Genomic DNA, 18,611 nt, shown 5'->3' with positions numbered 1-18,611 from the left:
CATTCCTTAGCTAACATCAAACAATAACCAGTCGTCACCATTAATATTTTTACTGAATGCTCCCTTAGCGATGAGTAGTTTAATAAGTCGGTAGCGTATTGATTGCAGAGTTGGACTGGAAATGTTATCCACAATCATCATTCTGACTATCGACAATTCATTTATATCCTTTCCTAAATGATGTAATAGATTAAATAATTTAAAAAAACCGTTGGGAAAAGCACGCTTATTTATTGCCTCTAGATAACAAATAATAAACTCACCGTACTCAACTCGATAAACAACACGATAGCCATAGATCTGAAACTCATGACCTATTTGCAATGCACTTTTCTCAAAGTAAGCGACTTTAACCGGGCAACCTTTATGGTTTAAGTATTGTTCAATATTGAGTAGACTCGATTTCATCATTCATAACTTCACAGCCATGGAAATCTGGCCCATCATATTATTGATGGAATTACCTAAATCTTTCATATTTTGTCGAGACTCATTCAATTTATCTAATAGCTCACTTATATTCTTATTATAAGATTGCGCACCACTACTTTGCAGGTCACTGGTCATACGCAGCAAATCTGCATTACGCGCCATATCCCCCTCAACCAACTTACCACTACCCGCTCCGAGCTGCCCTAGTGCCGAGCCGCTATGTGTCGCAATATCCCCGAACTTGAAACTTGCCGCCGCCCCCGCACCGCTAGCAATACCAGAAAGAATAGTGCAAACCCCACTAGCAATAGCGCCAGACGCAGTTTTGTCGATTGCCTCACGTTTATTCTGCATTGAATTGACTTGAATATCCCAACCAAGTTTTTGTTGCTTTTGATTATAGGTATTAAGTAAATCACGCATCTTTTTAAATAGAATATTCATTTTTAGAATAATATTAGATAAATCGGACATGAAATTCTCAACATAGTTTCCCATGCCTTCACTCCCCTTTTCAGTGGAGACTCTGCTTTGCTCAGGAAGTGTTATTCCATGATTAACTGACATATTCATAATAACCTCTTTATATCAATGATTTTGCGATACCGACCTGCAACATGCCATTCTGGCGGATATTGTCATTTAATTTTGTTAATGAGTCTTGCGCATCCTGAGACGTTTCCTTAAGTTGTTTAAGTTGATGCTGTTTATTTCGCTCCACCCATTCATCCATAAATTGAGTAAAATCTTGATCAAGAATTAATTTTTGGATCTCTTTTTGTAACCCGGCATTTTGAACAGATAACTGACCATTATTAATTTGTACTGCAGCACTACTGCATTTTTGAATAATCAGTAAAGGTGACGTGGAAATATCTTTTAAAATTGTCGTCACTGACTTTTTCAAAATGGCTTTAGTACATTGCTGACTCAATTCTTCTGTTGTGAGAGTGACCCCTTTTTTTATTGCATCCTGAGCCAGCTTTTTCGTGACACCACTAACCAGCTTTTCAATCCCTTCGTGGGTAAATGACTTTGTGATATTGCGCACCAAGGTCATTTCCGCCTTAGCCGCCTGTTTAGCTGCCGCCGACGCCATCTCAGTAGCCTCAACCATCTCTATTTCCATCGTTTTCATAGAGATATCGCGGCTCACCTGCTGACTAACATCCTTACCAAACTGCCCTGCTAGCTGCTCAATCTCTTCCGTCGCCCCTCGTTTGATAGCATCCGTCAATGCTTCACCGCCTCCTTTTTTCAGTACATCACCCGCGCCTTGGGTCACGGCACGGGCAGCATTGATTGCGCGGCCCGCCTGAAACAAGTCGATTGCCATGGCAAAACATTCAAACCCCAGCTGAACTTTACCTGCAACATCAATAACTTCTTGGCATTTTTCTTTTGATGCCCCGAGTAACATCGCCGTTTCTGCTGCAGCTTTGACCAACCCCGCCGTACCCGCAGCTAAATACGCAACTCCCGACGTCATAGCAACCGGATCACCGGTTAAAACACCCTCAGCAATCTTAAACGCACCATAAACCACCTCGGCAGCACCAATAATCCAATCAAATACTGCATTGAAAACCCCCGCTTTTTTGGCTTTATCGGCTTGCTCAACAGCTTTATCAATCTGTTTTTGATATTCAGAGACGCGCTTATCGCGCAAAAAAGCCTGAACATCCGTTGCGCGCTCCATTTGCTTACCTATGGATTTGCACAAATGAGAGAAAAGCCCAATGTTTAGATTACCAGCCATCGACATGATGAGTTGCATATCCATACTGTCTGGTCGATCAAGCGAAAATCGGTTTCTGCCCTCTTCAGCTAAACCCGCGCGCGGCAAAGACGTCAGTAAACGGTCGAGTGCGCCTTGCGCGTTTTGTTGTGTGATTTTGGGTGAACTTGTATTGGTATTCAGTGAGGCAGGCAGCCCCGCGATACCCCGCCAGTCGGGCATTTTTATTGGCGATAACGCGGAGCTGTTATCCGCCATCATTACCGGCCAGTCATTCAAAATGGCGGTTTTAAAACCTATAGCATCAGACATGTCGCACCTCCAGAAGTAAAGCCGCTAACCCGCGCTCGACTTGTTGTTTCACTTGAGTCCATTCAGTGTGCGAATGGCACCAGTTTAATGACGTTCGGAAAGCTTTTTCAGCGTAATCCCTGTTACCACAAGCCACATAACATTCCGCAGCAAAACAGGAGGGCCTGGGGTCATCGACCTGGATCTGGCCTGCGCGACTAAAACTGTAAATAGCCTGGTGAAAATCCGCAGTTTGCTGATAACACAAACCTAAAGTCAGCCAATAAGAGAAATTCCAATGATCCAGCCGCACTAATAGATTTAATAATCGCTTAGCGCTGTCATATTCCCCGCCTTGGCACAGTTGTACGGTGTATTCATATACCAATGCCAAATCTTGCGGGTTCATTTTGGCTAACATACGGAGAGAACCGCCTCGCCGCATAAAATTAATGACCTCGTCACTGAGCTGAATACTCATTTCACACCATCCTTAGCACCGCGATCTGATTAACAAAAATTGCGTGCAATCGTCATCAGTAAATCTTTTAAACCTGTCTGCAATGTGCTGATGTTATTGGAGCAAACGTTATAACTTTGCATAATTTTCTGTAGCTGTAATTGATCCTGACTCATCGTATCCGTAGCTCGATTCTTCTCGTTATCCAATGCCGCTTTCACCGCCTGAAGCTGCCCTTTATCCAGTTTTGGGCCATATTCACTTAAATATTTATCAATACTCATTCCATCAACGGTAATGCCATTTTTCCGCATAAAATCAATGACTGAGTCAGGTAGAGGCTCTTTCGTTTTATCGTCACCCTTTGCAGCTTTGGCAATAATCTCATCGACTCGGTTAGACATATCCTGTGTATCATTGGCATATTTTGAGCGCGCCTGCATGGCTTTAAAATTAGTACTGGCAATATTAGAAAGCACATCAAGAAATGAATATAAGACTTTTAATCCTATACTGAAAATATCATCTGAATCATTGACCGCATAAGGTGCAGTATTTTTTATAACGTCATTTCCAGAGAGGTTCGCTGCTTGTGCTGAAAAATATTTAGGCATATTGATATACGAATTCGTTGACATATAAACACTCCTACATTCCAGTCGAAAGGATATTTAAGGATGATCGTCGCTACGTGTTGTTGTTCTCTGAGGTATTAATGTTCTTAAGTTGTGTTTCTAACTGCTTAAACTGTATATTCATCTGTGAAATACAATCCAACATTTTGGCTTTTTCTTGTTTAAAACCATTGGGAAAAGCAGCATTCAAACGTGATAACGTTTCTCTGGCTTTACTATCTATATCTGCACGTTGTTTCAGTAACTCAATATTTCGTTGAAAATCCTTAAGTCTATTGAGATCCGCTTCTAATTTCCCGTGTCTTCCCTGAAGATCATTTAGCATATATTGAATAGGACCATTTTTATTCATATAATAGTGCCTTATCTATTTATGAGCCATTAAATTAATTCTGTATTATTAATTGCCATTTATCTTTTATATTTTAGCTATTACTTTTAAAAAGCAGCACCACAAATAAAATCATTTTTTATAGCGAACAATGAGAGTTTCTATAATTTTTTCGGCACTGTCTAATGCTAACATCATGTCATAAAGATATTTATAATCTTCAGGTGTTTGCTGGAGAGACAATTGATAGGTAACCAATGATTTTTCTTTTATCAGTAAGATTTTTCTTTGCTGAACTAATGATGGATCGGATTTAATATAATCCTCCAGCTCCGTTATATGCCGCATTAATTTATTTCCTATACTCAAAAATCCATCGGTATTTGTACTAAGTTAGTCGATTTTAATAAAGAGATGCCTTGCTCCCCAATCAAAATAACTTTATACCCATTTTCCAACACTGCCCCTTGCTGTAAACGAACCCCATTAGCCAGTTGTACAAACCTTGAATAATTATTTCCGCCATAGCTAACAATCGCGGCAGGAAGAAGTTGAGTACTTTGATCGGCCGCTGGAATATTCTGGTATCTCACCGGAAATGCATCAGGTTGCTCAGCACGAGCCGCCAACATCTGTCTAAGATGTTGCTGTTGATCGGGCGACAGTACGCCGCTAATAACGATCTCTTTATTACTCTGTGTCATGCTCAGGTAACCTAATAACCCCCGTTTTTTTAAACATTCAACTAAGCGTGAAATTTGCCCATCATGAGAATTAATAACCGTCCAGCCTTTTAACCCCGTGACAGTTGCTAATACCTCCTCCACACTTCGCCATTTATCCCCCATCTCAATAGCACCATGGAGTATGACATTCCCCTTTTTTTTACCGATATAAACCTCAATATCTTGATAACCATATTGATGTAGCACTTCACTAACACTGGCAATGAGCCGATCATCGCAAACGAGTTGATTACTGAATACAACATGATTCGAAACTAAAAAGTTTTGCAACTGAATAACCGCAGAGGATGATTCACAGTGTCCACTCAGCGCCACACTGCCATCTGCTAACCAATCCGCTTTTATTCCCTCTAAAGTAGCGGTTTTTAACTGTTTCGATAATTGCATTGGAACAGTCGGAGGAAGATTAGAAAATAATCGATTCGACTGCTGTGTAAACCAAAATAGAAAGATAAATAACAGTGCCAATAATAAAAATGTCACCACAGATAGCCACAATAATAGGCGTGACCTTATTCTCCGAGTCACTTTTATTCCGCTTAAGACATCACTTTCCTCACCAAGGGCCAGTGCTAAACCGGCGGTTTCAATCAATTGTCTTAAAGGCACTGGTTGCTGCATATCGTGCCGCAAGCCATTCACCCAAATGGCCCCCGGTGCCTGTAGCCTTATTTGATTTTTGCTGATGACCAAGGTTAATATTTCCCCCCGAGGTAATGGCAATAACACATCACACCCTAACTCTCCCAGAGTAAATTCCCCCTCAGGCAAAGTCAGTTCTCGGCCCTTGAGTTCACTATTCAATAGCCGAAGCTTGAATTTTACTGCCATATTATTCCCCTGTGTTAACCGGCACGGCTTTGATTAGAAATAGCCTGACAACACTATGAGATTGCTTATTCGTACTACGAAACAATCCGCCGAGTAAAGGGATATCACCCAGTAAGGGGATTTTATTTTGTGATTCAATTTGTTTGTCTTGAATGAATCCACCCAAGAGTAAGCTTTGTCCAACGCGTAATGTAGCTTGGGTCGAGATATCTGAATTCTGTATTTCAGGTAGAGGCTCACTGCTACTGATAGGTGCCTGTTGCTGGCCATCTTGAATATTCAGGTTAAGAAGGACTTCTTTTATACCATCTGAATCAATCATTCTCGGTGTGACTCGCAATAATGAACCTGATGTTATTGATTCAAGTTTTGCCACCTTATCGCCTTGTAGCTTGGTATAAAATGTCACATTCTTGTCTAACACAGCTTGAATATTATTTAAGGTCACTACTGACGGACGAGATAAAACCCTGGCACGTGAGTTCTTCTGTAAGGCATTCAGGCGAACCATAAAGTTCCCTGTGTCGCCAATCACGGTAGAGAATCCATCGGTATTATTTGGAGCTGCCTCTCTATTAAATGAGATCCCCGCCCCACCAATGGATGTAGATGCTGACCAATCAATACCAAGCTGACTGATATCTCCGGCATCAACATCAATGATCGTTACCGAAATTTCTATTTGGACAGGTCGCAGATCCAATTGGGTAATTAAACTACGATAAAGTGGCATATTAGACTGACGGTCACGGATAATAACCGCATTTTGCCGTGGGTCTGCCGAAAAAAGTGGCATACTTACAGGCGTATCCCCTGGCTCTTTTTCTCCCCCCAAAGGTAAATGATTACCTGCACTCATTTCACGTAGCACACTGACCAAGCCCGGTAATTTAACTTGCTGGTCTCGATATTGGTAAGTAGAGTCGGCAGCAGAAGCATATTTTAGTTGGAAGACTTTCACTGTTTCTTTATTTTGATTTTGTTTACGAACTTGTGAAGAAAGCATTTTAGTCAGTGAAGTCACACGTTCAATACAGATAGGCACACCCGTAACTTCAATGGCATTAAGGCGAGAAATGGCCTGTACTGCACAATTTTTACCCTCAGGAACCCCACTTTGTTTTAGATATTTTATTAAGGTTACCGTCGACAGTCCCTCAGGAGATATAAACTCTCTTTTTATAGCGTGAGTTTTATAGAAATAAAGAGTATCCCCATCATAGTACCAAGTGATATTGTATAGCCCTGCCAATTCAGACAATATTTCCTCGGGAGTTTTATCCCGAATCTTACCACTGAATTTTTCAGTTATTTCTGGGCTGACAACAACGGGAATACCATAGTTACCCCCGAGATCATTCAATAAACTAGTGACTGCCATCCCTCGGCTATAAATAAAGAAAGGTTCGCCTTGCCAAGGAATCGATTTCCCCGCGGCCTGGGATACAAATAAAAACAATATAAAACCAGTAATTTCTTTCATAAAACAATCCTGCTGGCATCTATTTTATACTTGCTTAAAAGAGGCGTTTTAGATGCATTCATCGTGGCGACCAATGAGTTGAGCATTTGGATAACAGTATGAATCCTATCAAGCTTAATAGATAATCTTTGCCGCTCATTATCAATGTCATTTCTCTCGTCGAGAGTATATCGGTACCAAAGCCACCAATAGTCGCCCTTAAGCTGTAATGCAAAATCCTGCGTATCTTCAAGAGCCACCAACATGAGAGAAATATAATGAATCACTGAGTGAGATATCATTTTTTTGTCAGTAAAAACAAGACTAATACAAAGAGAGTGATCGTAATCCATCGCTTTGGCGGGGATCTGATTTAGTGTAAAACACATAATATGGGTATCTGATAAATCAATATCTTTGATTAAAGGCTGCATTTTCAATATTTCTAACATCAACTGTCACTCCAGCAATACCACAGTTTAATTATCCTCCAATCCTAAATATCTGTTATAAGGTGAAAACCTGATTTACTCATTATTCATAATTAAATGAATCTATAACGAGCAGTAATGAAATCAGTGTAATTCTTGATATCAAATTTTTATTGTGGCGTACTAAAAAAAACAGTCAGGTGACTTTATGAAAAAATCATCATCACTCGTCACTCGATTGACACTATTACTCGCTATGACCTTAACGGCTATTTGGCTAATTTCAATTATTATGGCGGCATTTTTTTCATATGAAGATACGCGTCAACGATTGGTGAATGAATTAACACATATGGCATCACTTCGCTCAGATTTAAGCAATTACCAATTTGAAGGTGCGGAACGGGATGCTCTTGCACTGATCGACCGCCAGGCTCATTATCAAATGAGCTGGGGATTTCCCATGAGTCACAAAAATGATAATGTGGGAAATAATACTCTCGTCAACTCAATAACATGTAACTCTCCGCAGTCTAAACATAATTTCCAAGTAAATCAGGCTTATGGTACTGCAGGCCAAACCTATTATCTTGATAGCTTCACGATTCAACGAAGTAATGGAATTACCATATTCAAACCACAAGAAGTTTCCAACAATTATTTGAAGCAACGGCGCAAAGAGCTACTTCTACTTCCCATATTCCCTACCCACAATAATATTTTTTGGGGTATGCCAACGTATACGCCACAAAATGGCTGGCATGTTTCCGTTGCCGCTTGTGACCATATGGGTTCATTAGCTGGATTTTCATTAAAACTAAATGAATTAGTGAGTGATAATCAGTCTGTTGAGAGAAGAGATATTAATTTATGGCTGGATAAAGATGGCAGATTATTACCTGTCCCTCAACAAAATATACCTTCAAATCAGTTATATGACATTCTTCGTCAACTGAAAAATATCCAATTGCACGATGGTTGGCAGCAAACACCCGATTATTTAGTACTAAGAACTCAGCTAAAAGGCCCTGGTTGGCAACAATTAGTGATTTACCCTCAAGTCGGTTTTGCTTGGGAGGCGGCCAAACCGGCATTACATCAACTCCCCTTTGCACTGGCAATTTTACTGTTACTTACCTTGGCACTTTCTTTATTATTGCGATATTACTTGGCCATCCCTTTATGGAATTTTGTCAATATTATTGGGGCCACCGGGCCACAAGCTATGGAGCCACGATTGCCCATTAAACGAATGGATGAATTAGGCCATATTGCTCGCGCTTACAACAGTTTGCTGGATACCTTAAATAAGCAATACGACACATTGGAAATGAAAGTAAAAGAACGCACCATGGCATTAGCAAAATCAAAATTAACCGCAGAACAAGCCAATCAGCGTAAAAGTATCCATCTGACCACGATAAGCCATGAAATCCGCACCCCGTTGAATGGGGCTTTAGGCGCGATCGAGTTATTGCAAAATATGCCCCTAACGACTGAGCAATATCGGTTAGCTGAGACAGCTCGCCAGTGCTCACATTCATTGCTGGCGATAATCAACAATCTTTTGGACTTCTCACGTATTGAATCCGGCCAATTAACTCTCTCTCAAGAGAAAACTGCGCTTTTGCCTTTGCTCGATCAGTCGATGCTAACTATTCACAGCCAGGTCTTGAGTAAATCTATTGTTCTTTCTACTTATGTCAGCTCAGATGTACCACTAGAACTTGAGTTGGATAGCCAACGCATAAAGCAAACTCTGGTTAATTTATTGGGTAACGCAGTTAAATTTACGCAGCAAGGTCATATTAGCCTTTCGGTTGAACGCAAAGGCCAGCAACTTTGCTTTACCGTTGAGGATACCGGCTGTGGGATTGATTTACAGCACCAGCAGAAAATATTCCGCCCCTTCATTCAAACTTATGATCACGGGCAAGGGACGGGGCTGGGGCTGACTATTGCAGATAACTTGGCAAAAATGATGGGGGGGCATATTACGCTTTATAGCAAACCCAACTCAGGGAGCCGTTTCTCATTAATTCTGCCATTTAATGGAGTCGCCCCCGTAATACCTTTTAAGGGTGAGTTTTGTCCATCCCCGCCAGCATTGCGGGCACAATTATCTGCCTGGGGTATAACCTGCCAACCGATGAACAATAAATCGCTAAATCTGCCACAAGAATTCTTGGCTGATAAAGAATTATGCTACTTACCGGGTCGTTTATATAGCAAGGTGAAACAGTATCTGGGCAATAAGGAATACGCCGCCACGGATTATTCTGAGATACAACATAATCTCCCACTACAACCTTGGCATATGAGTATATTGCTGGTCGACGATGCAGAAACCAATCGTGATATTACCGGCATGATGCTGAAACAACTGGGGCATGAGGTTACGCTGGCAGAGAGTGGCGAAATAGCGCTGCGTATCGGGCAAGGCCAATATTTTGATCTGGTATTGATGGATATTCGCATGCCGGGGATGGATGGTCTGACAACAACTCAGTGCTGGCGTAATGATGCCATTAATTTGGACAATCAATGCATGATAACGGCGCTTAGTGCCAATACTAACCCTGATGAAAAAATAAGGGCTTATCAGGCGGGGATAAATCACTATCTTTCGAAGCCCGTGACGTTCAGCCAACTCGCTGAAGTTCTGGATATGACAGCACAATTCCAGCTTGAACGTGGGATTAATCTCACGCCTCAAATAACCACATCCAAACCATTATTGAATCTGAGCGACAGCTCACTTCGTCTAACATTATCAAAATCGCTACAAGAACTACTGCAACAAGCAAGGGACTCCCTGACTCACATTCCGACATTATCAGACCATCTTCACACTCTAAAGGGCTGTGCCGGCCAGGCCGGCCTAATCGAATTACAAGATGCCGTTATCCAACTGGAAATAGTCATCGAAACCAAGGGAATCATCACACAACAAGATATCACTCGCCTCGACGAGATAATCCATGAGCTATTTCAGCCATAGAACCTCCGCGACGCCATTTAAATCATCAGGTAAAGGAATAACTTTATGAATACAAAATTATTAATTGTCGACGACCATGAGCTGATTATTAATGGTATCAAAAATATGCTTGTAGCTTACCCTCGCTATCAAATTGTCGGCCAGGCGGAGAATGGATTAGACGTGTATAACTTATGCCGCCAAACCGAGCCAGACATTGTCATTATCGATTTGGGGTTACCCGGTATGGATGGTCTTGATGTCATTATTCAACTTCTTCGCCGTTGGCCAAGTATGAAAATACTGGCATTAACCGCTCGCCATGAGGAGCATTACGCCAGCAGGACATTAAATAATGGTGCGCTAGGGTATGTTCTAAAGAAAAGTCCACAGCAAATCTTGATGGCCGCGATTCAAACTGTATCCGCAGGTAAGCGCTATATTGATCCCGCGCTCAATAGCACCTTATTGAGTAAGCTGGCTCAAGGTAATGAGACTCATCAACCCGTTCTAACCCCCCGCGAGCGGCAAATATTAAAACTGATCACTGAAGGTTCCTGTAATCGTATTATCGCGACTCAGCTTTCAATCAGTCAAAAAACCGTTGAAACCCACCGCCTTAATATGATGAAAAAGCTGGATGTACATAAAGTCGCTGAATTGATCCGTTGGTCATATCGCTTAGGTTTAAATGAGTAATGCCAGTAAGTTATCTACATGCTTATTTCTTGTAAGAATGAACAATAAAAACCCCCTGTTAGCATCACGCCAACAAGGGGTTTTTAACTCATAAATAGCTTAATAACTAGCTTTGAACGGGTGTCTGTTTCGGTGCAAACAGAGTTTTCTCATAAGCCTTAGCTTTCTTATGATCAAACTGATGCTCCCATTTAGCGATAACCAACACAGCCAATGCATTCCCCACGACATTCAATGCAGTTCGCGCCATATCTAGAATACGGTCAACACCCGCAATAAAGGCCAACCCTTCTAATGGAATACCGACACTGCCTAATGTCGCCAGTAAAACAACAAAAGAAACACCCGGAACGCCGGCAATACCTTTCGAGGTTACCATCAAGGTCAGAACCAGAATAATTTCTTGCCCGATGGACAGCTCAATACCGTAGAGTTGGGCAATAAATATGGCTGCAATACTTTGATACAACGTGGAGCCATCTAGATTAAATGAATAACCGGTCGGTACCACAAAACTGGTAATAGCTTTTGGCGCACCATAAGCTTCCATTTTCTCGATAATGCGTGGTAAGACTGTTTCTGAGCTGGCGGTAGAATATGCCAGAATTAGCTCATCTTTCAGAATTCGAATCAATATCCAAATACGCAGCTTACACAATCTGGCTACGGTGCCCAATATCACTAAGGCAAAGAAGAGAATAGCGGCGTAAACCAGCACAACCAATTTGGCGAGAGGGATCAGTGAGGCAAAACCAAAGTTGGCGACAGTCACCGAGATTAAGCCAAATACCCCGATAGGCGCATAACGCATAATCATATGTGTAACTTTGAACATGCTTTCAGATACTGCTTTAAACACATTCAACAGTGGTTCTTTGGTTTCTTTTGGCAATGAAGACAGCCCTAAACCAAACAACACTGAGAAGAAAATAATTGGCAACATATCGCCTTTTGCCATAGAGGCAAAGACGTTGGCAGGGATCAGCGATAAGATAGTGCTGACCAAACTGTGGCTACCACTTTGAACTTGTTCGGTGGTTTTTTCATACTGGGAAATATCAACCACGGTTAATGCCGACATATCAATGCCGTGCCCTGGCTGGAACACATTCGCCAAGGTGATCCCGACAATAATGGCAATGGTCGTGATAACTTCAAAATAGATGATGGTTTTTAGACCAATTCGCCCAAGCTTTTTCGCATCACCAACACCGGCAATACCCACTATCAAGGTTGAAATAACAATCGGCACCACAATCATTTTAATTAAGCGGATAAAAATATCGCCCGCTGGGCTTAAAATATTACTAACCAACCATTCTCTTGATTCAATTTGGTTATGCAGAATTGCACCAACCAAAATACCCAATACCAGTGCAATGAGTATTTGCCAGGCCAGACTTATTTTTACACTTTTCATACCCTAAAAATTCCTCAAAGCATCCTATAAAATGCGAGTTACCAAGCATCTTAAATAGAATACTTAATCATTAAATACGGGGCTATAGTTGATCGTACTTATGGTTCAGCCTCCCGCCAGCCGTCCACGTTATAAATCAGTATCATTTCTGGGCACTCCTCTGCAAGCCTTGTTTACACTAAGCCTACATCGTAGCAGTGCATAATATCGGTCAGAATAATCATGCATGACCAGTAAATATTTGTTATTAAAAAAGTAAAATCCATCAATGACAAATAACAACCACATCCATCAGTAGAAAAAATGAGCTAAATTAAATTATCATATAAACCTTAGTTATGTTCTATTTCTGAATGCATTATGTTTCCATTCTGTTAAATTTAATTTAGGACAACTCCCGCTCACCAAGAATATTCTTAAAGAAAAGTTGTTTTTATTCTGAAAATGAATATGAAGAAGTCAAAATAAATAAAATATTAAAATGCATATTTATGCTTTAGCATTTTTTATTTATAAGTACATATTCCTAGTTCGAATATATACTAATTTTTAATTACAGTTAGGCATTAAAATAATATTAACACGGCAATTGTAAATGAATATTTTATTTTTTGGTTAACAATTAATACCGTATAAAATTAATCACGTCACGTTAATATTCCTGACAGTGCTAGCATATCAATATCTTCTTTTCATACTGAAAATGAGCTGACGACCACATTTCCTTTCCTTTATAGCGTAGTCAGACGGCACCTCTTCTATCCTTAAGATATCGATTCACCACTCAGCGCATTAAGTAAGTCTCTAAATCAACATCTTTTATGCGTGATCTGCCGCCCAAAAAAGAAACAAAACATCCCTTCACAGTATAATTAACTTTTGATTGACATATTATTAACAATCTCAAGGAGAACGATTATGAGCCAAATACATAAGCACCCTATTCCAACTGCAATTGCAGAACATGCCCTGATAAACCCAGAACAATACCATCAATATTATCAACAGTCGGTGCAGAACCCGGATGAATTCTGGGGTGAGCATGGCAAGATTATTGATTGGATTAAGCCATATAGCACGGTGAAGAACACGTCTTTCGATCCCGGTCATGTCAGTATTCGCTGGTTTGAGGATGGCACGTTGAACCTTGCGGCCAACTGTCTAGACCGCCATCTGGCAGAGCGCGGTGATCAAACTGCAATTATCTGGGAAGGCGATGACCCGAATCAGTCTAAAAAAGTCACATACAAACAGCTTCATCATGATGTATGTCAGTTTGCCAATGTGCTGAAAAGACTGGGCATCAAGAAAGGTGATGTCGTCGCTATTTATATGCCGATGGTGCCAGAAGCCGCAGTTGCTATGTTGGCTTGTGCTCGCATTGGTGCTGTTCACTCCGTTATTTTTGGTGGTTTCTCACCTGATGCCGTCGCTGGCCGTATTATCGACTCTAACTCAAAATTGGTGATTACTGCCGACGAAGGCATCCGTGCTGGCCGTGCAATTCCACTGAAAAAAAATGTCGATGAAGCGCTAAAAAATCCCGCGATTACCAGTATCAAAAACGTCGTTGTATTCCAACGCACCGGCAATGCCAGCTACTGGAAAGACGGGCGAGATTTGTGGTGGCATGACCTGATTAAAGATACTTCTGCCGACTGCCCGCCTGAAGAAATGAATGCAGAAGATCCATTATTTATCCTTTATACCTCTGGCTCTACCGGCAAACCAAAAGGGGTATTACATACCACCGGCGGCTATCTGGTGTATGCCGCACTGACCTTTAAATACGTATTTGATTACCACCCAGGTGATATCTACTGGTGTACAGCGGATGTTGGCTGGGTTACCGGGCATAGCTATTTGCTGTATGGCCCACTGGCCTGCGGTGCAATTACGTTAATGTTTGAAGGTGTGCCTAACTATCCGGGCGTTAATCGCTTAGGACAGGTTATTGATAAACATCAGGTTAATATTCTGTATACCGCCCCGACGGCTATCCGAGCTTTAATGGCCGAGGGTGATAAGGCCGTCGAAGGTACCCAACGCACTTCGCTGCGCATCATGGGGTCGGTCGGAGAACCTATCAATCCAGAAGCATGGGAATGGTATTACAACAAAATTGGCAATAGTAAATGCCCAATTGTTGATACCTGGTGGCAGACTGAGACCGGCGGTTTCATGATAACCCCACTCCCCGGCGCAACCGAGTTGAAAGCAGGTTCTGCTACTCGCCCATTCTTTGGTGTTCAACCAGCACTGGTAGACAACTTGGGTAACCCGCAAGAAGGGGCTGCCGAAGGGAATTTGGTCATCACCGACTCGTGGCCGGGTCAGGCTCGAACCCTGTTTGGCGACCATGACCGCTTTGAACAAACTTACTTCTCTACTTTTAAAGGCATGTATTTCAGTGGTGATGGCGCACGCCGTGACGAAGATGGCTACTACTGGATAACTGGCCGGGTTGATGATGTGTTGAACGTTTCAGGCCATCGTTTGGGCACCGCAGAAATCGAATCAGCGCTGGTATCACACCCGAAAATTGCCGAAGCCGCTGTTGTTGGCGTTCCACACAATATCAAAGGCCAGGCTATCTATGCCTATATCACATTGAATCATGGTGAAGAGCCCACACCAGAGCTGTATACCGAGGTGCGCAATTGGGTACGTAAAGAAATTGGCCCAATCGCAACACCAGATATTCTGCACTGGACCGACTCACTGCCAAAAACACGTTCGGGCAAAATCATGCGCCGGATCCTGCGCAAAATTGCCGCTGGCGATACCAGCAACTTAGGGGATACCTCAACGCTCGCCGATCCGAGTGTCGTAGACAAATTACTGGAAGAAAAACAATCAATGCAAGCGCCGTCGTAAATTATGCCGCCTACGGGCGGTACCTTATTTAATGCCTCAAAGGAGAGACTCTGATGAATGACAGCATTTATCAAGAGATTGAAAATAACCCGCGTTTCAAAGAGTTGGTACAAAAGCGTGGTCGCTTTGCCTGGCTACTGTCGCTAATTACCTTGGCGCTGTATGTCGGTTTCATTTTCCTTATTGCTTTCGAACCACAATGGCTAGGCACCCCGCTATACGCAGGTTCCAGCATTACTCGCGGTATTCCCGTTGGTGTGGGCTTGATTGTTATTTCTTTTGTTCTTACAGGTGTTTACGTTATTCGTGCTAATGGCGAGTTTGACCGTCTAACGGCAGAAATTCTTCGTGAGGTGAAGCAATGAAGACTCGCCATTGGTCCGTACTTTCCTTATTAGCTCTGCCTGCGCTGTCACAGGCAGAAGCAATTACCGGCGAAGTTCATCGCCAGCCGCTCAACATTCAGGCGATTGTGATGTTCGTGCTGTTTGTCGGCGCAACACTTTATATCACTTACTGGGCGTCTAAACGTACCCGTTCGCGTGGAGATTATTACACTGCGGGTGGACGTATAACCGGCTTCCAAAATGGTTTGGCGATTGCCGGTGACTTTATGTCTGCGGCCTCATTCCTCGGTATTTCCGCATTGGTCTATACCTCCGGTTACGATGGCCTGATTTACTCCATCGGCTTTTTAATTGGCTGGCCAATCATTCTATTCTTAATCGCTGAACGTCTGCGTAACCTGGGCCGCTATACTTTTGCCGATGTGGCCTCATACCGGTTAAAACAAAGACCTATCCGCACCTTATCTGCCTGTGGCTCATTAGTTGTAGTGGCTTTGTACCTGATTGCACAAATGGTCGGGGCGGGTAAATTGATTGAGCTGCTGTTTGGTTTGAACTACCACGTCGCTGTGGTGCTGGTCGGCATGCTGATGGTGCTGTACGTCCTGTTCGGTGGCATGTTGGCCACAACATGGGTACAGATAATCAAGGCGGTATTACTGCTGGCCGGTGCATCATTCATGGCTATCATGGTGATGAAATCGGTTAACTTCAACTTCAACACATTATTCAGCGAAGCCGTCAAAGTTCACCCTAAAGGCCTGTCAATCATGAGCCCGGGGGGATTGGTATCTGACCCAATATCAGCCTTGTCTCTAGGTCTGGCATTGATGTTTGGTACTGCCGGTTTGCCACATATTCTGATGCGCTTCTTCACCGTGAGTGATGCAAAAGAAGCCCGTAAAAGCGTGTTCTATGCAACAGGCTTTATTGGCTACTTCTACATATTGACCTTTATTATTGGTTTTGGCGCAATCTTATTGGTCGGCCCAAATCCAGCCTTTAAAGATGCGGCTGGCGCATTGCTGGGCGGCAATAATATGGCAGCAGTTCATCTGGCAGATGCTGTTGGTGGGAGCTTCTTCTTAGGCTTTATCTCAGCAGTCGCCTTTGCAACTATCTTGGCAGTGGTCGCCGGCCTAACCCTCGCGGGTGCTTCTGCGGTTTCACATGACCTTTATGCCAGTGTGATTAAGAAAGGCAAAGCCAACGAACGTGATGAGCTGAGAGTTTCAAAAATTACCGTTGTCATTTTAGGATTTGTTGCCATCGGTTTAGGTATTTTGTTTGAAAAACAAAATATTGCCTTCATGGTTGGATTAGCATTCTCCATCGCGGCCAGTTGTAACTTCCCAATTATTTTCATTTCGATGTATTGGGAAAAACTGACCACTCGTGGCGCAATGATTGGGGGCTGGCTGGGGTTATTGACCGCAATAATTCTGATGATTTTAGGCCCAACTATCTGGGTTACCATCTTGGGGCATGCAAAACCAATCTATCCATATGAATATCCTGCATTATTCTCAATGATAGTGGCATTCGTCGGGATCTGGTTCTTCTCCATAACGGATAAATCAGTAGAAGGGCAGCAAGAACGCTTACGTTTCAAAGCCCAGTTTGTGCGGTCACAAACGGGATTAGGGGCTTCTCAGAGCAGCTCTCACTAATCTTGGTTGATTCACAAAAGGCCCCTTGGGGCCTTTTTTTATGGTTTTAGCCAGCGATCTAGCCATGGGAAAACCACATCTTGCTGCTCTTGATAAAATACATGCCCCAATGCGGGCCAATTGCGGGTGACCAACCGTGATTCTGCATTTTGTGAGCGCCAAATAGCATGCACTTTGTTATATGCCTGTTCCACGGCATCCGACGGGAATAACTTATCTTTTCCACCATTAAAAAGTAACATCGGCTTTGGTGCGGCTAAACTGGCAATATCAGGAAAATCTAACTTATTGGCAATACCTGGATGCAGCATGTAGAAAGCGGATTGCCCACGAAGCACATTATTACCCGGTGTCATCAGGCCTTGATAGTTACCAAACCAGGATATAGCCGCTGTCGCGGCGACCTTATCTGACAATGCCGCCAATTGCCAAGCGCGGTAGGCTCCCATAGAAAAACCAAGTACACCAATACGTTGCGAGTTGACCGACGGCATCGTCGCCAGAAAATCAACCGTTCGCATATCCTCATAAGCCATGGTTCCCGCTAATGAGCGACCAAGATTAAAGAAATTACTGGCTAAAGCTTGCTGCTGCTCATAACTCATTGGGCCTCTGTCACCCCAGCCAATCGCGTCGATGGAGAGCACCACATAACCACGTTTCGCCAATTCATCGCCAATGAATTTACCGCTAAAGAATTTATCCGCCCATGCCTGTGCGGAAGCCAGCTGCGCACTATCCCCCCATGGACGAATCATTTTCTCTTTGCCGATATCGAACTTGGAGCCATGGTCATGCAGTAAGACAATCGCCGGATGAAGTCCCTTGCTCTTTGGGGTTAATAACAAACCCTGAACACGACTCTCATCCGTGATGTTAAATACAATTTTTTCAGCAACATAGCTGCCACGGTCTTGCTGATCTATTTTTTCTGCAGAGAATGCGATTGTTGAGTCGGGAGTAAGCAATGCCTGCCGGAGGGTTTTTCGAGTATCACTTTTCCATAGTGAGAAATCTGTATAGTTTCCAGCGAGCCATGAGCTTTGGTATGTCATTTGCTTTTTCAGCTGTGGATAAAATACCGGCAAGTTATTTTCAGTAATAGCCGCTTTTTGGTATGTCACAGGGCTTGCCTGAGCTGTTGTGCAAGTAAGTGCCGTAACCAATATTGCGGTATAAGCAAAGAGACCAGCATTCATTTAAACCTCAGTAATCAAAACATCGTTTCAATTTTGTACTCGATGATTCTAAGGGAATAAAG

The 18,611-nt window shown here is 42.7% G+C and carries 17 protein-coding genes; 5 read left to right on the top strand and 12 right to left on the bottom strand.

Translation table 11 applies throughout. The features are described 5' to 3' along the window. Positions 1-6 precede the first annotated feature (6 nt). The 10 genes from sseE to F0T03_RS01425 all read right to left on the bottom strand — a co-directional run bounded on the left by sseE (position 7) and on the right by F0T03_RS01425 (position 7,378). Positions 7-408 (bottom strand): type III secretion system effector protein SseE, encoded by a 402-nt coding sequence (gene sseE, locus F0T03_RS01470; protein WP_159680612.1) that lies wholly within the window; start codon positions 406-408, stop codon positions 7-9. A 3-nt stretch (positions 409-411) separates the two neighbouring features. Next, entirely contained in the window at positions 412-1,005 is a 594-nt protein-coding gene (gene sseD, locus F0T03_RS01465; RefSeq protein ID WP_145555853.1) for a type III secretion system translocon protein SseD, read from the bottom strand. Between the two features lie 10 nt (positions 1,006-1,015). After that, positions 1,016-2,482 carry a type III secretion system translocon subunit SseC family protein gene (gene sctE, locus F0T03_RS01460; RefSeq protein ID WP_159677095.1) on the bottom strand — a complete coding sequence of 489 codons (1,467 nt, stop codon included), beginning with the start codon at positions 2,480-2,482 and terminating at the stop codon, positions 1,016-1,018. Beyond that, the gene (locus F0T03_RS01455) at positions 2,475-2,942 is read right to left on the bottom strand and encodes a SycD/LcrH family type III secretion system chaperone (protein WP_145555851.1); all 468 of its coding nucleotides are present in this window, start codon (positions 2,940-2,942) and stop codon (positions 2,475-2,477) included. The genes sctE and F0T03_RS01455 overlap by 8 nt, the downstream gene beginning before the upstream one ends. 29 nt (positions 2,943-2,971) lie before the next feature. Continuing rightward, the gene (sseB, locus tag F0T03_RS01450; protein ID WP_159677094.1) at positions 2,972-3,559 is read right to left on the bottom strand and encodes a type III secretion system translocon protein SseB; all 588 of its coding nucleotides are present in this window, start codon (positions 3,557-3,559) and stop codon (positions 2,972-2,974) included. Between the two features lie 49 nt (positions 3,560-3,608). Beyond that, positions 3,609-3,908, bottom strand: a complete 300-nt coding sequence (locus F0T03_RS01445; protein WP_159677093.1) for a chromosome partitioning protein ParA — start codon at positions 3,906-3,908, stop codon at positions 3,609-3,611. A gap of 111 nt (positions 3,909-4,019) precedes the next feature. Next, a complete protein-coding gene (locus F0T03_RS01440; RefSeq protein WP_145555848.1) occupies positions 4,020-4,235 on the bottom strand; it encodes an EscE/YscE/SsaE family type III secretion system needle protein co-chaperone in 216 nt (71 codons plus the stop codon). A gap of 17 nt (positions 4,236-4,252) precedes the next feature. Beyond that, positions 4,253-5,464, bottom strand: coding sequence for a type III secretion system inner membrane ring subunit SctD (gene sctD, locus F0T03_RS01435; RefSeq protein ID WP_159677092.1), 1,212 nt, complete (start codon positions 5,462-5,464; stop codon positions 4,253-4,255). A 1-nt stretch (position 5,465) separates the two neighbouring features. Then, entirely contained in the window at positions 5,466-6,947 is a 1,482-nt protein-coding gene (locus F0T03_RS01430) for an EscC/YscC/HrcC family type III secretion system outer membrane ring protein (protein ID WP_159677091.1), read from the bottom strand. Continuing rightward, positions 6,944-7,378 (bottom strand): hypothetical protein, encoded by a 435-nt coding sequence (locus F0T03_RS01425; protein ID WP_159677090.1) that lies wholly within the window; start codon positions 7,376-7,378, stop codon positions 6,944-6,946. The genes F0T03_RS01430 and F0T03_RS01425 overlap by 4 nt, the downstream gene beginning before the upstream one ends. Positions 7,379-7,565: 187 nt before the next feature. On the opposite strand from F0T03_RS01425, the gene F0T03_RS01420 reads away from it, so the two are divergent. Beyond that, positions 7,566-10,358 (top strand): two component system sensor kinase, encoded by a 2,793-nt coding sequence (locus F0T03_RS01420; protein WP_159677089.1) that lies wholly within the window; start codon positions 7,566-7,568, stop codon positions 10,356-10,358. A gap of 45 nt (positions 10,359-10,403) precedes the next feature. Beyond that, a complete protein-coding gene (locus F0T03_RS01415) occupies positions 10,404-11,036 on the top strand; it encodes a two component system response regulator (RefSeq protein ID WP_145555843.1) in 633 nt (210 codons plus the stop codon). 106 nt (positions 11,037-11,142) lie between these two features. On the opposite strand, the gene gltP is transcribed toward F0T03_RS01415, so the two are convergent. Further along, entirely contained in the window at positions 11,143-12,456 is a 1,314-nt protein-coding gene (gltP, locus tag F0T03_RS01410; RefSeq protein WP_145555842.1) for a glutamate/aspartate:proton symporter GltP, read from the bottom strand. Between the two features lie 918 nt (positions 12,457-13,374). Here gltP and acs point away from each other — a divergent pair. From acs to actP, 3 genes are read left to right on the top strand one after another with little or no spacing between them, the layout of a single operon-like run. Then, positions 13,375-15,333, top strand: coding sequence for an acetate--CoA ligase (acs, locus tag F0T03_RS01405; RefSeq protein WP_159677088.1), 1,959 nt, complete (start codon positions 13,375-13,377; stop codon positions 15,331-15,333). Positions 15,334-15,386: 53 nt separating this feature from the next. Beyond that, the gene (locus tag F0T03_RS01400; RefSeq protein WP_145555840.1) at positions 15,387-15,698 is read left to right on the top strand and encodes a DUF485 domain-containing protein; all 312 of its coding nucleotides are present in this window, start codon (positions 15,387-15,389) and stop codon (positions 15,696-15,698) included. Further along, a complete protein-coding gene (gene actP / locus F0T03_RS01395; RefSeq protein WP_145555839.1) occupies positions 15,695-17,350 on the top strand; it encodes a cation/acetate symporter ActP in 1,656 nt (551 codons plus the stop codon). The genes F0T03_RS01400 and actP overlap by 4 nt, the downstream gene beginning before the upstream one ends. A gap of 38 nt (positions 17,351-17,388) precedes the next feature. Here actP and F0T03_RS01390 read toward each other — a convergent pair whose 3' ends face one another. Further along, the gene (locus F0T03_RS01390) at positions 17,389-18,549 is read right to left on the bottom strand and encodes a dienelactone hydrolase family protein (protein ID WP_159677087.1); all 1,161 of its coding nucleotides are present in this window, start codon (positions 18,547-18,549) and stop codon (positions 17,389-17,391) included. Between the last annotated feature and the right edge of the window lie 62 nt (positions 18,550-18,611).

This window comes from Yersinia canariae (genome assembly GCF_009831415.1).
GTDB lineage: Bacteria > Pseudomonadota > Gammaproteobacteria > Enterobacterales > Enterobacteriaceae > Yersinia > Yersinia canariae.
This window is presented reverse-complemented; position numbering and strand designations above follow the sequence as displayed.

Bases quoted from the DNA above. Each gene is read 5' to 3' on its own strand.
- acs (WP_159677088.1), top strand. From the start codon at position 13,375: ATGAGCCAAATACATAAGCACCCTATTCCAACTGCAATTGCAGAACAT.
- F0T03_RS01440 (WP_145555848.1), bottom strand. From the start codon at position 4,235: ATGCGGCATATAACGGAGCTGGAGGATTATATTAAATCCGATCCATCA.
- sctD (WP_159677092.1), bottom strand. From the start codon at position 5,464: ATGGCAGTAAAATTCAAGCTTCGGCTATTGAATAGTGAACTCAAGGGC.
- F0T03_RS01430 (WP_159677091.1), bottom strand. From the start codon at position 6,947: ATGAAAGAAATTACTGGTTTTATATTGTTTTTATTTGTATCCCAGGCC.
- sseD (WP_145555853.1), bottom strand. From the start codon at position 1,005: ATGAATATGTCAGTTAATCATGGAATAACACTTCCTGAGCAAAGCAGA.
- F0T03_RS01415 (WP_145555843.1), top strand. From the start codon at position 10,404: ATGAATACAAAATTATTAATTGTCGACGACCATGAGCTGATTATTAAT.
- F0T03_RS01425 (WP_159677090.1), bottom strand. From the start codon at position 7,378: ATGTTAGAAATATTGAAAATGCAGCCTTTAATCAAAGATATTGATTTA.
- sctE (WP_159677095.1), bottom strand. From the start codon at position 2,482: ATGTCTGATGCTATAGGTTTTAAAACCGCCATTTTGAATGACTGGCCG.
- F0T03_RS01455 (WP_145555851.1), bottom strand. From the start codon at position 2,942: ATGAGTATTCAGCTCAGTGACGAGGTCATTAATTTTATGCGGCGAGGC.
- F0T03_RS01400 (WP_145555840.1), top strand. From the start codon at position 15,387: ATGAATGACAGCATTTATCAAGAGATTGAAAATAACCCGCGTTTCAAA.
- actP (WP_145555839.1), top strand. From the start codon at position 15,695: ATGAAGACTCGCCATTGGTCCGTACTTTCCTTATTAGCTCTGCCTGCG.
- gltP (WP_145555842.1), bottom strand. From the start codon at position 12,456: ATGAAAAGTGTAAAAATAAGTCTGGCCTGGCAAATACTCATTGCACTG.
- F0T03_RS01445 (WP_159677093.1), bottom strand. From the start codon at position 3,908: ATGAATAAAAATGGTCCTATTCAATATATGCTAAATGATCTTCAGGGA.
- sseE (WP_159680612.1), bottom strand. From the start codon at position 408: ATGAAATCGAGTCTACTCAATATTGAACAATACTTAAACCATAAAGGT.
- sseB (WP_159677094.1), bottom strand. From the start codon at position 3,559: ATGTCAACGAATTCGTATATCAATATGCCTAAATATTTTTCAGCACAA.
- F0T03_RS01420 (WP_159677089.1), top strand. From the start codon at position 7,566: ATGAAAAAATCATCATCACTCGTCACTCGATTGACACTATTACTCGCT.
- F0T03_RS01390 (WP_159677087.1), bottom strand. From the start codon at position 18,549: ATGAATGCTGGTCTCTTTGCTTATACCGCAATATTGGTTACGGCACTT.